General features: G+C 70.2%; 13 protein-coding genes. 6 read left to right on the forward strand and 7 right to left on the reverse strand.

What is annotated here, in order from left to right:
- Window positions 1-9 precede the first annotated feature (9 nt).
- From ACIOD2_RS42245 to ACIOD2_RS42260, 4 genes are all read right to left on the reverse strand, one after another.
- Window positions 10-1,332, reverse strand: a complete 1,323-nt coding sequence (locus tag ACIOD2_RS42245) for a GH1 family beta-glucosidase (protein WP_400551006.1) — start codon at window positions 1,330-1,332, stop codon at window positions 10-12.
- On the reverse strand, window positions 1,329-2,150 hold the full coding sequence (locus ACIOD2_RS42250) for a carbohydrate ABC transporter permease (RefSeq protein ID WP_400551007.1): 822 nt from the start codon (window positions 2,148-2,150) through the stop codon (window positions 1,329-1,331). The genes ACIOD2_RS42245 and ACIOD2_RS42250 overlap by 4 nt, the downstream gene beginning before the upstream one ends.
- Window positions 2,150-3,109, reverse strand: coding sequence for a carbohydrate ABC transporter permease (locus ACIOD2_RS42255; RefSeq protein ID WP_400551008.1), 960 nt, complete (start codon window positions 3,107-3,109; stop codon window positions 2,150-2,152). Before ACIOD2_RS42255 ends, ACIOD2_RS42250 begins: the two co-directional genes overlap by 1 nt.
- Before the next feature lie 63 nt (window positions 3,110-3,172).
- Window positions 3,173-4,462, reverse strand: coding sequence for an extracellular solute-binding protein (locus ACIOD2_RS42260; RefSeq protein WP_400551009.1), 1,290 nt, complete (start codon window positions 4,460-4,462; stop codon window positions 3,173-3,175).
- Window positions 4,463-4,765: 303 nt separating this feature from the next.
- Between ACIOD2_RS42260 and ACIOD2_RS42265 the strand changes: the two genes are divergently transcribed.
- The 4 genes from ACIOD2_RS42265 to ACIOD2_RS42280 all read left to right on the forward strand — a co-directional run bounded on the left by ACIOD2_RS42265 (window position 4,766) and on the right by ACIOD2_RS42280 (window position 10,019).
- Window positions 4,766-6,982, forward strand: a complete 2,217-nt coding sequence (locus tag ACIOD2_RS42265; protein WP_400551010.1) for a glycoside hydrolase family 9 protein — start codon at window positions 4,766-4,768, stop codon at window positions 6,980-6,982.
- 111 nt (window positions 6,983-7,093) lie between these two features.
- The gene (locus ACIOD2_RS42270; RefSeq protein ID WP_400551011.1) at window positions 7,094-8,035 is read left to right on the forward strand and encodes a glycoside hydrolase family 6 protein; all 942 of its coding nucleotides are present in this window, start codon (window positions 7,094-7,096) and stop codon (window positions 8,033-8,035) included.
- Window positions 8,036-8,095: 60 nt separating this feature from the next.
- Window positions 8,096-8,872, forward strand: coding sequence for a sugar phosphate isomerase/epimerase family protein (locus tag ACIOD2_RS42275; RefSeq protein WP_400551012.1), 777 nt, complete (start codon window positions 8,096-8,098; stop codon window positions 8,870-8,872).
- A 7-nt stretch (window positions 8,873-8,879) separates the two neighbouring features.
- Complete coding sequence (locus tag ACIOD2_RS42280) at window positions 8,880-10,019, forward strand: Gfo/Idh/MocA family protein (RefSeq protein WP_400551013.1); 1,140 nt, start codon at window positions 8,880-8,882, stop codon at window positions 10,017-10,019.
- A 4-nt stretch (window positions 10,020-10,023) separates the two neighbouring features.
- Here the strand turns inward: ACIOD2_RS42280 and ACIOD2_RS42285 are convergent, their stop codons facing one another.
- A complete protein-coding gene (locus tag ACIOD2_RS42285) occupies window positions 10,024-10,953 on the reverse strand; it encodes a LysR family transcriptional regulator (protein WP_400551014.1) in 930 nt (309 codons plus the stop codon).
- Between the two features lie 136 nt (window positions 10,954-11,089).
- On the opposite strand from ACIOD2_RS42285, the gene ACIOD2_RS42290 reads away from it, so the two are divergent.
- Complete coding sequence (locus ACIOD2_RS42290; RefSeq protein WP_400551015.1) at window positions 11,090-11,797, forward strand: SDR family NAD(P)-dependent oxidoreductase; 708 nt, start codon at window positions 11,090-11,092, stop codon at window positions 11,795-11,797.
- A 27-nt stretch (window positions 11,798-11,824) separates the two neighbouring features.
- Complete coding sequence (locus ACIOD2_RS42295) at window positions 11,825-12,184, forward strand: nuclear transport factor 2 family protein (RefSeq protein WP_400551016.1); 360 nt, start codon at window positions 11,825-11,827, stop codon at window positions 12,182-12,184.
- Between the two features lie 37 nt (window positions 12,185-12,221).
- Here ACIOD2_RS42295 and ACIOD2_RS42300 read toward each other — a convergent pair whose 3' ends face one another.
- Both ACIOD2_RS42300 and ACIOD2_RS42305 read right to left on the reverse strand, forming a co-directional pair.
- A complete protein-coding gene (locus ACIOD2_RS42300) occupies window positions 12,222-12,956 on the reverse strand; it encodes a hypothetical protein (RefSeq protein WP_400551017.1) in 735 nt (244 codons plus the stop codon).
- 72 nt (window positions 12,957-13,028) lie between these two features.
- The gene (locus tag ACIOD2_RS42305; RefSeq protein WP_400551018.1) at window positions 13,029-13,328 is read right to left on the reverse strand and encodes a hypothetical protein; all 300 of its coding nucleotides are present in this window, start codon (window positions 13,326-13,328) and stop codon (window positions 13,029-13,031) included.
- Window positions 13,329-13,344 lie beyond the last annotated feature (16 nt).

Genomic DNA, 13,344 nt, shown 5'->3' on the forward strand with positions numbered 1-13,344 from the left:
TGTGAGCGCTCACAGGCCGTGCCGGGCGATGACGGCGGCGTACCAGCGGGCGCTGTCCTTGAGCGTGCGCTGCTGCGTCTCGTAGTCGACGTGGACGAGCCCGAACCGCTGCGCGTACCCGTAGGACCACTCGAAATTGTCGAGCAGCGACCACGCGAAATACCCCTGGAGCGGGACGCCTCGGGCGATCGCGGCCGCGCAGGCCCGCAGGTGACCGTCCAGATAGGTGACTCGCGCCCGGTCGTGCACGGGCTCGTCGAAGGCCGCGCCGTTTTCCGTGACGTACAGCGGAATGGCCGGATAGTCCCGTTTCAGCCGCGTCAGCAGGGACAGCAGGCCCTGCGCGTCGATCTCCCAGCCGATCGACGTCCGGGGGCGCCCGCCGTCGACCTGCGTGACCCGGTCCGAGCCGACGTAGGCCGACGGCCGGGGCGCGCCGCCGCCGGCGACGAGCATGGGGGAGTAGTAGTTGACGCCGAGGAAGTCCAGCGGCGCCGAGATGGTCTTGAGGTCTCCCGGCAGGACGTGGTCGAACGACGTCACCCCGGCCAGGTCCGCCTCGACGTCGGCGGGGTATTCGCCGAGCAGCACCGGGTCGAGGAACAGCCGGTTCTGCATACCGTCGATCCGCCGGGCCGCGTCGAGGTCGGGTTCGGCACGGGACGCGGGGGAGACGTGCGTCAGGTTGAGGGTGAGGCCGACCGTGCTGTCCGGCATGGCTTCCGCGGCGAGGCCGTGGCCCAGCAGCAGGTGGTGGGCGGCCCGCACGGCGGCACCGGGCTCCTGCCGTCCCGGCGCGTGCCGTCCGGTGGCGTAGCCGAGGAACGCCGAGCACCACGGCTCGTTCAGCGTCGTCCAGTGCGTGACGCGGTCGGCGAGCGCCTCGTGCACGATCGCCGCGTAGTCGGCGAACCGCTGCGCGGTGTCGCGGTTCGGCCAGCCACCGGCGTCCTCCAGGGGCTGGGGCAGGTCCCAGTGGTAGAGCGTCGGCCACGGCTGGATGCCGTGCTCCAGCAGCGTGTCGACGAGCCGGCGGTAGAAGTCGAGGCCGCGCTGCTCGACCGCGCCGGACCCGGCCGGCTGGATCCGTGGCCAGGCGACCGAGAACCGGTAGGCGCCGAGGCCGAGGTCCTTCATCAGCGCGACGTCGTCGCGGTAGCGGTGGTAGTGGTCGGCGGCGACGTCGCCGGTGTCACCGTGGTCGACCTTGCCCGGGGTCGCGGCGAAGGTGTCCCAGATGGACGGTCCGCGCCCGTCCTCGGCCGTCGCGCCTTCGACCTGGTAGCTCGACGTCGCCGCGCCCCAGAGAAAACCGGGTTCGAACGTGCTCACGCCTTGACCGCTCCTTCCATGATGCCGCCGATGATCTGCTTGCCGAAGGCCAGGAAGACCAGCAGCAGCGGGACGCAGGCGACCAGCGCGCCCGCGAACATCAGCGTGTAGTCGGTGTAGTAGCTCGTGGACAGCTGGTTCAGCGAGAACTGCACGGTCGGGTTGTCGTTCTCCAGCACCGCGATCGGCCAGAGGAACTCGTTCCAGGTGCTCATGAACGTGAACAGCGCGAGCACCGACGCGCCCGGCCGCAGCGCGGGCAGCACGACCGTGAGGTAGATCCGGAACGTCGAGCAGCCGTCGATGCGCGCGGCCTCGATCAGCTCGTCCGGCACCGAGCGCTCGGCGTACTGCCGCATCATGAACACGCCGAACGCGGAGACGAGGAACGGCACGATGACCGCCTGCAGCCGGTTCTGCCAGCCCAGCTGCACCATGATCATGTACAGCGGGATGATGCCCATCTGCACCGGGATCATCATCGTCCCGAGGATGACCACCAGCAGGCCGTTGCGGCCGCGGAAGCGCAGCTTGGCGAAGGCGAACCCGGCCAGGGTGCTGAAGAAGACGACGGAGACGGTGACGACCACCGACGCGATCGCCGAGTTCACCATGCCCAGCAGGAAGTTCGCGTCTTCGGCGGTGAACAGCCGGCCGATGTTGTCGAAGAGGTTGCCGCCGGGCAGCAGCGGTGGCGGCCAGTCGCCGACGATGTCGTTGGTCCGGGTGGCGACCACGAACAGCCAGTACAGCGGGAACGCCGAGAGCGCGATCCCGGCCAGCAGCGTGACGTAGACCAGGGGCGAGGTCTTCCGCATCACTTCGACGACCTCCGGGTGATGAGGAAGTTGACGACCGCGAGGATGGTGATGAGCAGGAAGATCATCCACGCGATGGCCGAGCCGTACCCGAGGTCGGCGTCGCGGAAGGCCTTCTCGAACATGTACATCGACACGGTCTGGAACTGCCGCAGCGAGCCGCCGGAGATGGCGTAGGTGCCCTGCCCGAAGATCAGCGGCTCGGTGAACAGCTGCATGCCGGCGATGGTCGACATGATCACCGTGAACACGATCGCCGGGCGGATCATCGGCACCGTGATGCTGCGGAACTGCCGGATCTTGGACGCGCCGTCCACAGTGGCCGCTTCGTACAGCTCGCGCGGGATCGACTGCATCGCGGCCAGGTAGATCAGCGAGTTGTAGCCCGTCCAGCGCCAGTCGACCATGGTCGAGATGGCGACCCAGGACGACCACTTGTCCGCGCGCCAGTCGATGGGGGAAATGCCGACCAGGTGGAGCAGGCCGTTCGCCATGCCCGCGTCGCGGTCGAAGATCTGGCTGAACACGATGCCGACCGCGGCCACCGACGTGACGATCGGCAGCAGCACACCCATCCGCAGCAGCAGCCGGGCGCGCAGCTGCTGGTTCAGCAGTGCGGCGACGACCATCGCGAGCAGCAGCTGCGGCACGGTGGCCAGCACCAGCATGCCGAGGGTGTTGACGACGGCGTTCCAGAAGTCCGGGTCGCCGAAGAGGGTCGCGTAGTTGCCGAGGCCGATGAAGCCGCCGTCGCCGCCCAGGTCCCAGTTGTGCAAGGAGACCCAAGCCGTGTACAGCAGCGGGAACAGGCCGAAGACCGCGAAGAGGACGAAGAACGGGGCGATGTACAGGTACGGCGAGGCCTTGAGGTCCCACCGGGACAGCAGGCTGCCGCGTTCCCGGGGGCGCGGCGGCGCCGGGGGTTTCGCGGCCGCGCGGGGCCGTTGCTGGGTGACCAACTTGGACGTCCTTTGTGGAGGCCGGGCGGGGCACGCGGGTTGAGCACGCGCCCCGCCCGGGGGCTACTTGACCAGGCGCCGGGCTTCGTCGATGGCTTTCGCCCACGCCTCGTCCGGCTGGAGCTTGCCCTGTTCGACGGCGAGCAGCGCGTTGGTGAACCGGTCGCCGATGGCGACGTTCGCCGGGCCGAGGTACACCGGCTTCACGGCCTTCGCGCTGGCGCCGAAGATCTTCCCGACCGGCGCGTTGCCGAAGTAGGCGTTGGTCAGCCCCTGCACGACCGGGTCGTCGATGGCCTGCGGCGACGACGGGAAGTTGCCCTTCGCCTGGAACGCGCCGATCTGGCCCTTCGCGCTGGTCAGGAACTTCACCAGCTCGACGGCCTGGTCCTGGTGCTTGCTCTGCTTCGGCACGGCGAGGAACGAGCCGCCGCGCACCGCGCCGTTGCCCGGCACCTTGGCGACGTCCCACTTGTCGGCGTTTTCCGGGCCGGCCTGCTTCTGGATGGTCGCGAGCATCCACGACGGGCACGCGATGGTGGCGAACGTGCCCTTCTTGAACCCGGCGTTCCACTGCGGGCTGTACTGGTCGAGGTTCGCCGACAGCCCGCCCTGGATCATCCCGACGGTCTGGTCGTAGGCGCTGCGCACGGCGGGGTTGGTGTCCGCGACGAAGGCGTTCGCCTTGTCGTAGTAGGTGTGATCACCCTGCTGCATCAGGATGTTCTGGTACATGCCGCTGGAGGAGTCGTAGAACTTCGCACCGGTGTTCGCGGCGAGAAAGCGCTTTCCCGTGGCCAGGTAGGCGTCCCAGGTGGGCCAGAGGGCGCCGACCTGGTCGCGATCCACCGGCAGCCCGGCCTTCTGGAACAGGTCCTTGCGGTAGCACATCCCCTGGGCGCCGATGTCGGTGCCGAGCCCGATCAGCGTCCTGCCGTCGGCGGTCAGGGCCTGGTTCCACTTCCAGTCCAGGTAGTCCGGCTTGAGGGAGTCCGCGCCCTTGTCGAGGAGGTTGACGAACTTGTCCGGCTTCGCGACGTACTGGCTGATGATGCCCTCTTCGAGCGCCACGACGTCGCCGGCCCCGGAGCCCGCGGTCATCCACTGCTGCAGCTTGGGCGAGTAGTCGCCCAGCTTCCCGATGTTCTCCTCCTTGATGGTGACGCCGGGGTGGCTGGCCTCGTACTGCTTGTACAGGGCGTCGTAGCCGAACTGGCTGAACGTCTTCACCACGAGGGTGACCGGGCCGGACGCGCTCTGCTGATCGTCGCTCGCCCCGCCGCAGGCCGCGGCGGCGGTGAGGGTGGCGGCCATGGCGGTGGCCAGCAGTGTTCGCCTGAGTCTGGCAGGCATGAAATCCTCCACTTGCGAGGCCGTTTCCGGAACCGCTAACAGCCCGTACGGCCTACATCACGACTTTGTGAAAACACCTTCACCTGCTGCGACGCTGCGGCTGTGCCGGTGGGACGCTGGCTGGCTTGCGCCAGAATTGGAAGCGCTTACAGGACTGTAACCCGGAGTTGGCGCGGTTGTGAAGAGGCAGCTGTCAAGACCCCGGGACGGTTGACACACCGGCCGTCCCGGGCGCACCATCCCCGCTGACGCTGTGGCGTGCCGGCCTCCTCGATCCCCGACTTCGATCCCAGGAGTTCCGGTATGTCCGTAAGACCCAGGCTGCTCGCAGCCTGCTTGCCCGTCGTGCTCGTCGTCTCGCTGGCCCCGGCCGCGCACGCCGACGCGCCGTACGAACGCGTGCTCAACGGCACCTTCGACACCACCAAGGCCCCCTGGTGGAGCAGCGGGAACACCCCGTCCCGCATCGACACCGGCCGCCTGTGCGCCGACGTCCCCGCCGGCACGGTCAACCCGTGGGACTCGATGCTCGGCGAGAACGACATCCCGCTCGAAGCGGGCCAGCCCTACACGCTGCGGTTCACCGCGACGGCCACCGCCGACGTCACGATCCACGCCGGCCTCGGCCTCGCGGTCGCCCCGAGCACGACGATGTTCTCGAAGACCGCCGCCGTCACGAGCACCCCGAAGACGTTCACCTTCACCGGCAACTCCAGCCTGTCCACCCTGCGCGGCCAGGTGAACTTCCAGTTCGGCGGCGCCGCGAAGCCCTACACGATCTGCGTCGACGACGTCTCGCTGACCGGCGGCGCCATCGCGCCGGGCGGCGGCAAGGACTACGGCTCACCCGTGCGGGTCAATCAGCTCGGGTACGCGGTGTCCGGGCCGAAGCAGGCGTCCATCGTGGACGCTTCGGCGAAGCCGGTGCCGTGGGAACTTCGCGACAGCGCGGGCAAAGTCGTGAAGAAGGGCCGGACCCAGGTGCGGGGCGACGACGCCGCGTCCGGCGATCACGTGCACATCGCGGACTTCGGCGACTACCGCAGGGAGGGGACTGGCTACACCCTCGCGGTCGGCTCGGCGGTCAGCGAGCCGTTCGACATCTCGCGCAACCCGTACGACGGCCTGCGCAAGGACTCGCTGGAGTACTTCTACCTCGTCCGCAGCGGCACCCCGATCGATGCCGCCTACGCCGGTGACGCCTACGCCCGCCCGGCCGGGCATCTCGGTGTCGCGCCCAACAAGGGTGACACGTCCGTGCCCTGCCTGCCCGGGACCTGCGACTACTCCCTCGACGTCAGCGGCGGCTGGTACGACGCCGGCGACCAGGGCAAGTACGTCGTCAACGGCGCGCTCGCCGCGTGGCAGCTGATGGACAGCTACGAGCGGTCACTGTCCACAGGGGACTGGGCGAGCCTGAAGGACGGCCTGCTGAAGGTGCCCGAAGCGGGCAACCGGGTCCCCGACGTGCTCGACGAGTCCCGCTGGGAGGTCGAGTTCCTGCTCAAGATGCAGGTCCCGGCCGGGCAGCCCCTCGCGGGCATGGCCCACCACAAGATCCACGACCTCGCCTGGACCGCCCTGCCGACCCAGCCGCTGGCCGACGCGCAGCCGCGCTACCTGCACCCGCCGTCCACCGCGGCGACGCTCAACCTGGCCGCCGCGGCCGCCCAGTGCGCCCGCGTCTGGCTGCCCTACGACCGCGCGTTCGCGGCGAAGTGCCTGGCCGCGGCCAAGACGGCGTGGCAGGCCGCGCTCGCCCACCCGGCGATCTACGCACCCGACGAGGACAGCGTCGGCGGCGGCGCGTACGACGACACGGACGTCACCGACGAGTTCTCCTGGGCGGCGACCGAGCTGTACGCCACGACGGGTGACCGGACCTACCTGAAGTCCATGACCGGCAAGATCACCGCCGACGGGTTCTCGTGGCGCGACACCGGCGCCTTGACCGACCTGACGATCGCCCGGCTGCCCTGGCGGTTCCCCCTGGATCGCGTTCTGGGTGCTCGGCAGCGGGTGCTGAGCGTTGCCGACCAGTTCGTGCGCAACGTGAACAGCCAGGGTTACCCGAACCCGTTCAAGGCGGCGGCCTACCCGTGGGGTTCGACCAGTTCTGCCACCAACAACGCCCTGGTGATCGCGACGGCCTACGACCTCACGCACCGGCCGGGGTACCGGGACGCCGTCCTCGAGTCGATGGACTACCTGCTCGGCCGCAACGGGCTGAACCAGTCGTTCGTCACCGGCTACGGCGAGCGCGCCAGCACCAACGAGCACGGCCGGATCTGGGCCCACCAGCTCGACCCGAAGCTGCCGCCCCCGCCGCCGGGCTCCCTGGCCGGCGGCCCGAACAACGGGCTGCAGGACCCCGTCGCCCAGCAGAACCTGCCGGGCTGCGCACCCGCGAAGTGCTACATCGACGACATCTTCTCCTACTCCACGAACGAGACGGCGATCAACTGGAACTCGTCGCTCGCCTGGATCGCGGCCTTCGCCGCCGGCACGGGTACCCGCTGACGACCACGCAGACCCACCCGCCGCAGGGACCGCCGCACTCGTTCCGGGTGCGGTGGTGCCGACCCCTGGGCCCCGCGGCAGCCCGTTCCCCCGGAAAGAAGGAGGTCCACAATGCGGTGGACAGCCCGCATCCTCGCGGTGTCGGCACTCTTGCTCGTCGGCACCGCCGTGCCCGCGAGCGCGGCCAGTCCCATCAGCATGACCAGCGGCTTCTACGTGAACACGGGTTCGGCGCCCGCCCAGTGGGTGGCGTCGCATTCGAGTGACTCGCGAGCCTCGAAGATCACCGCGTCCATCGCGTCGAAGCCGATCGCGAAGTGGTTCGGCAACGACGCGAACATCGGCAGCTCGGTGGCGAGCTACGTCGGCGCCGCCGACAGCCACGACAAGCTGCCGGTGCTGGTCGCCTACAACCTCCCCGGCCGCGACGCCTGCGGCGGCGAGTCCGGCGGGGGAGCCGGGAGCCTCGGCGCGTACAAGACGTGGATCTCGGGGTTCGCGGCCGGCGTCGGGACCCACCCGGCCGTCGTGATCATCGAGCCGGACGCCCTCGGCGACTTCGACTGCATGAGCAGCGCGCAGATCGCCGACCGGAACACGATGCTCACCTACGCCACGCAGATGTTCCAGCAGAAGGCGCCGAACACCTACGCCTACCTCGACGGCGGCAACGCCGGCTGGGTGGCGGCGGCGACCATGGCGAGCCGCCTGAAGGCGGCCGGTGTGGCCAACGTCCGTGGCTTCGCGGTGAACGTGTCGAACTACTACACCACCAGCCAGTCGGTGAGCTACGCCAACTCCGTGAAGTCGGGGGTGGGCGGTAGCGCGCAGTTCGTCGTCGACACCAGCCGCAACGCCAACGGCTCCAACGGGAACTGGTGCAACCCGGCCGGGCGCAAGCTCGGTGTCACCGCGCAGACCGGCGGCGGCGCGGAGATGCTCCTGTGGGTGAAGACGCCGGGGGTGTCCGACGGCCAGTGCGGCATCGCGCCGACGGTGCCCGCGGGGACGTTCAGCCCGGACATCGCCGTCCGGCTGATCGACGGGACGTGAAACCCTTGACAGGTAATACTGTAAGCGCTTACAAAGGAGGCTGAGCGAGGGAGGTCGCCGATGGACTGGCGGTTCGCCGTGAGCACGCTGGGCATGCCGGGAATCCCGGTGCGCGAGGCCGCGAGGACGGCTCTGGCGCACGGGTGTGAAGGCCTGGAGCTGCGCGTGCACCCGGATGAGGAAGTCCACTTAGGACTTTCGAGCACAGCCGTCGGCGACCTCCGTTCCCTTCTCGAAGACCAAGGGCTGGCCGTCGCGTGCCTGGCCGGGTACGCGAAGGTCTGCCGCCCCGGCCCCGACGGCCCGGTGGTCGGCGAGCTGCGCGCGCTGATCGAGCTGGCGCACCGGATCGGCACTTCGGCGGTGCGCGTCTTCCCGGGTGGCGACGGCGACGCGCATCCCCGGATCGAAGCCGTCCTGGACGACCTACGTGACTCCGGCGTGCGGCTGCTGCTCGAAACCCACGACTCGCGGCCGACCGGCGCCGCGGCCCTGGAGGTCGTCGAGCCGTTCGGCGACCCGGACCTGGTCGCTGTCCTGTGGGACGCGGTGCACCCGTGGCGGGCCGGGGAGGAACCGGCCGTCACCCGTGACGTGCTGGGCCGCTACCTCGGCTACTTCCAGGTCAAGGACGCCGTGGGCCGCGACGACCCGACCCCGGTCCCGCCGGGCGAGGGCGCGATCCCGCTTTCCGAGTGCGGCGAGCTCCTGCGGTCGTGGTCGGGCTGGATCTCCCTGGAGTGGGAGAAGGCCTGGTACCCGGACCTCGCCGCCATCGACGTCCCCCTGCGCGCGGCCGCGGCCTGGTTCGGCCGGTACGCGCTCCCCGAACACTGAGGTGGAAATGACGAAGCAGACTCTGGGTGTCGTGCTCAACGGCGTCACCGGCCGGATGGGCTACCGCCAGCACCTGGTGCGCTCGGTCCTGGCGATCCGCGAGCAGGGCGGCGTCCTGCTCGCCGACGGCTCCCGCGTGCAGCTCGAACCGCTGCTCGTCGGCCGCAGCGACGACAAGCTGTCCGAGATCGCCCGCCGGCACGGCCTGACCCGCTGGACGGCCGACCTCGACACCGCGCTCGCCGACGACGGCTTCCCGCTGTACTTCGACTCCCAGCTCACGTCGGTCCGGGAGAAGGCGATCTCGCGGGCGATCGACGCGGGCAAGCACATCTACACCGAGAAGCCCCTCGCCGAGTCCGTCGAAGGCGCGTTGACGCTCGCACGGCAGGCGGCCGCGGCGGGGGTGAAGAACGGCGTGGTGCACGACAAGCTGTACCTGCCCGGCCTGCGCAAGCTCGCGCGGCTGGTGGACAGCGGGTTCTTCGGGCGAATCCTGTCCGTGCGCGGCGAGTTCGGCTACTGGGTCTTCGAAGGCGACTGGCAGACCGCGCAGCGGCCGAGCTGGAACTACCGGGCCGAAGACGGCGGCGGCATCGTCGTGGACATGTTCTGCCACTGGAACTACGTGCTCGAGAACCTGTTCGGCGCGGTCCGCGCGGTGACCGCCCGGGCCGTCACGCACATCCCGTCCCGAGTGGACGAACAAGGTGACGCCTACGACGCGACGGCCGACGACGCCGCGTACGCGATCTTCGAGCTGGACGGCGGGATCGTCGCGCAGCTGAACTCGTCGTGGTGCGTGCGGGTGCACCGCGACGAGCTGGTCGAGTTCCAGGTGGACGGCACGCGGGGGAGCGCGGTCGCCGGCCTGCACAAGTGCGTGGTCCAGCCGCGCGAGGTGACGCCGAAGCCGGTGTGGGACCCGGACCTGCCGGAGACGCGCGACTACCGCGCGCAGTGGCAGGAGGTGCCGGACAACGCCGAGTTCGGCGACGGCTTCAAGGCCCAGTGGGAGCAGTTCGTCCGCCACGTGGTCACCGGCGAGCCCCACCCGTACGACTTCCAGGCCGGGGCGAGGGGCATCCGCCTGGCGGAGGCGGGGCTGGAGTCGTCCCGCACCGGGCGGCGGGTGGAGCTGGGCTGAGCCGTCAGGCCGTGGGAGTGGCCGCCGCGTGCGGGTCGTCGGCGGGCAGCCACGGTGTGCCCGTGTCCAGGCCGAGGGTGCCGACGCGAGCGGTGAGTGCGGCGATCGTGGCCAGGACCGCCGCGCGGGTCTCGTCCTGGCGGGACACCAGGGACCACGTCCAGTACGGCGACGGCGCCACGATCTCCCTCCGGGCCAGGTCCGGCGGGATCGGGGTGGTCTGGCCCTTCGGCGAGTTGAGCACCGGGTGCCGCAGCTTGCGGACGTGGTCGAAGAACCCCGGGCCGGTGATGCCGCCGTCGCGGGTGCGGACGATCCGCGCGCCCGTGGCGTGGGCGAACTCCTCGGCGTAGACGTTCCAGGACGCCCAGCTCGCGGTGTCGCCGTCCACGAGCACCAGCGTGTCCGATGCGCGGACGTCACCAGAACCGGTGCCCGTGCCGACGGCGTAGAGCCGGTCCGCGCCGATCAGGTCGGCCCGCAGGCCGTGCTCGGCCAGGTCGCCGGCGGTCACCCAGCAGATCGCCAGGTCGATGCTCTCGTCGGCGACCCGGCGCACCTGGGCGTGTGACGGCAGCACCCACGTGTCGACGTGCAGCTGCGCCACGCCCGCCACCCGGTCGAGCAGGTCGTCGGGGCGCCAGTTGACGTACCCCAGCCGTACCGGCTCGCGCGCGCCCATCCCGGCGGCCGTCCGGCGCAGCTCGTCCGCCTGCGTGAGCAGCGACTGCGCCTTCGGCAGCAGGGTCTCGCCGCACTCGGTGAGCGTGACCGACCGGCGGTCGCGGTCGAATAGCCGGCAGGCCAGGTCCCGTTCGAGGGCCTTGATCTGCTGGGACAGCGACGGTCCGGCGATGTGCAGCCGCTCCGCGGCGCGCCCGAAGTTGAGTTCGGTGGCGACGGTCACGAAGTAGCGAAGCTGGCGTAGCTCCATATGCCGAGCTTAATGCGGTGGGAGCGCGGGCCTCCCAGGTGCGAGGAAACCGGTCGTGGCGAGGGCCCTCGCCCCGGGCTCACGATCGCTTCAGGACGGGCACGGCGCCCGTCCGCCACGAGGAGGTCCCACACCCATGAACACCCAGAAGGTCGCGGTCGTCACCGGTGCGTCGCAGGGCATCGGCGCGGCCTTGGCCGAGGCGTACCGCAAGCTCGGCTACGCCGTGGTCGCGAACTCGCGGTCCATCACCCCGTCGGGGGACGCCGGGATCCTGACCGTGCCCGGCGACATCGCCGATCCCGCCGTCGGTGCCCGCGTGATCGAGCAGGCGCTGGCCCGGTTCGGCCGGGTCGACGCCCTGGTCAACAACGCCGGCGTCTTCGTCGCGAAGCCGTTCACCGACTACACCGGCGCCGACTTCGAGCAGATCACCGGCGTGAACCTGCGTGGCTTCTTCGAGGTCACCCAGCGCGCCATCGCCGCGATGCTCGAGAACGGCGGCGGTCACGTCGTCAACGTGACGACCAGTCTGACCGACCACGCGAACAGCGCCGTCCCCTCGGCACTGGCGTCGCTGACCAAGGGCGGCCTGAACTCCGTCACGAAGTCGCTGGCGATCGAGTACGCCGGCCGCGGCATCCGCGTCAACGCGGTGTCGCCCGGGATCATCCGCACCCCGATGCACCCGGCCGGAACGCACGACGCGCTCGCGGGCCTGCACCCCGTCGGGCGGATGGGCGACGTCTCCGACATCGTCGACGCGATCGTGTACCTGGAAGGCGCGCCGTTCGTCACCGGTGAGATCCTGCACGTCGACGGCGGCCAGAGCGCCGGTCACTGAAGTCCCTCGGCAGCAAGGGAAACCGGCATGAGTACCGAGACGGACATCCTCACCGCCGTGCTGGACGACTGGAAGTCGGCGGTCGGCGCCCACGAGCCCCAGCGTGTCGCGGCGTACTTCACCGAGGACGCGATCTTCCAGGGCCTGCACCCGTACAGCGTCGGCCGGGAGGGCGTCGCGGCGTACTACGACTCCCAGCCCCTCGGCCTGACGGCGGACTACGAGATCCTGCAGACCCGGCGTCTCGCGGACGACCTGGTCCTGGGCTACCTGAGCGTCGAATTCGGCTTCACGGACCGGCCGACGCTGACGGTGAACCTGAGCGTCGTCGTGCGCCGCGTCGGTGAGAGCTGGCTGATCGCGCACTACCAGGTCTCACGGCTCTGAAAACGGACCGCGCCCGCCGGGCGCGGTCCGTGCCACATCAGGCGCCGGGGCCGGAGTAGATCTCCGAGGCCTTCGGCTCGGTGACCGTCGTCGGCTTGTCCCAGTCGCCGAACTCCATCGTGCCGCTCTTCGGGTCGGCCATGCGCAGCAGGTAGTGCGGCTCGCCGGCGGCCACCGTCGCGGTGCCGTCGGAGCTGGTGAAGTTCAGCGCCGGCACGCCGGCCACGGTCGTCTGCTCGCCGCCGGAGAAGCTCGTCGAGTCCAGCTGGCCGATGGTGTTGTCGGTGAAGGTCTTGTAGTCGAGGAACTGCTTGAACGCGGCGCCGACGCCGGCGCCGATCTGGGACGTCGAGGGGACCCACTTGTCCTTGAGCAGCTTGCCCACCGAGGCCGGGATCCCGGCCTCCTTGATCAGCGAGTCGCTGAACCGGAAGAAGTACTTGTCGCCGACGCGCAGGACCGGTACCTCGGTGCCGTCCTTGACGATGGTGCCGCTCGCGCTGTCCGGGTTGAGCTGCAGGTCGAGGTTGATGTTCCCGCCCGAGGAGATGGTGCCCCGGACGTGCACGGCCTTGGCCTGCTTCGCGGCTTCGACCACGGCGGTGCCGGCCACCTTGGCGTCGAGCGCGGGTGCGGCGGAGGTGGAGGCGGCCGCGGGAGCGGCGGACACGGTGGCCGGGGCGGCGCTGCCGGAGGTGCCCGAGCACCCCGTGCAGATCAGGGCGGCGACGGCCCCGGTGGCGATGAGCGCTCCCAGGTGGAGTCGAGACATGAGCGATGGGTCCCCTCGTGAAGGTCCGGGCGTCCCGGACACGAACGGAGTATCGACCAAGCGGGTGATCCGTTACGCCCTGTTGGTGCAGATCACCCTCGTCGCCCGAAAGTTACGCTTCGGGTACCTCGGACGGGCCCGTTCCGTTACCAGCCCTCCGTCAGCGCCTTGCCGGTCGCCGAGGACGCCGTCGACGTGATGCTCCGCCGGCCGATCCGGCAGCATCGAACCCGAGAGGATCATCGCGATCGGCCGCGCGGCCCAGCGGCGGCGGAACCCGGCCGGCCCTGGGCCTGCCGTCTCGACCGTGGCGTCGACGACCCGGGTCGCGGCGGGCACGATCGCCGGGCCGATGCCGTCGCCGTCCGGCACGCCGAACCGGTGGCCG

Origin of the sequence: Amycolatopsis sp. NPDC088138 (genome assembly GCF_044741685.1) — a bacterium.
Classification (GTDB): domain Bacteria; phylum Actinomycetota; class Actinomycetes; order Mycobacteriales; family Pseudonocardiaceae; genus Amycolatopsis.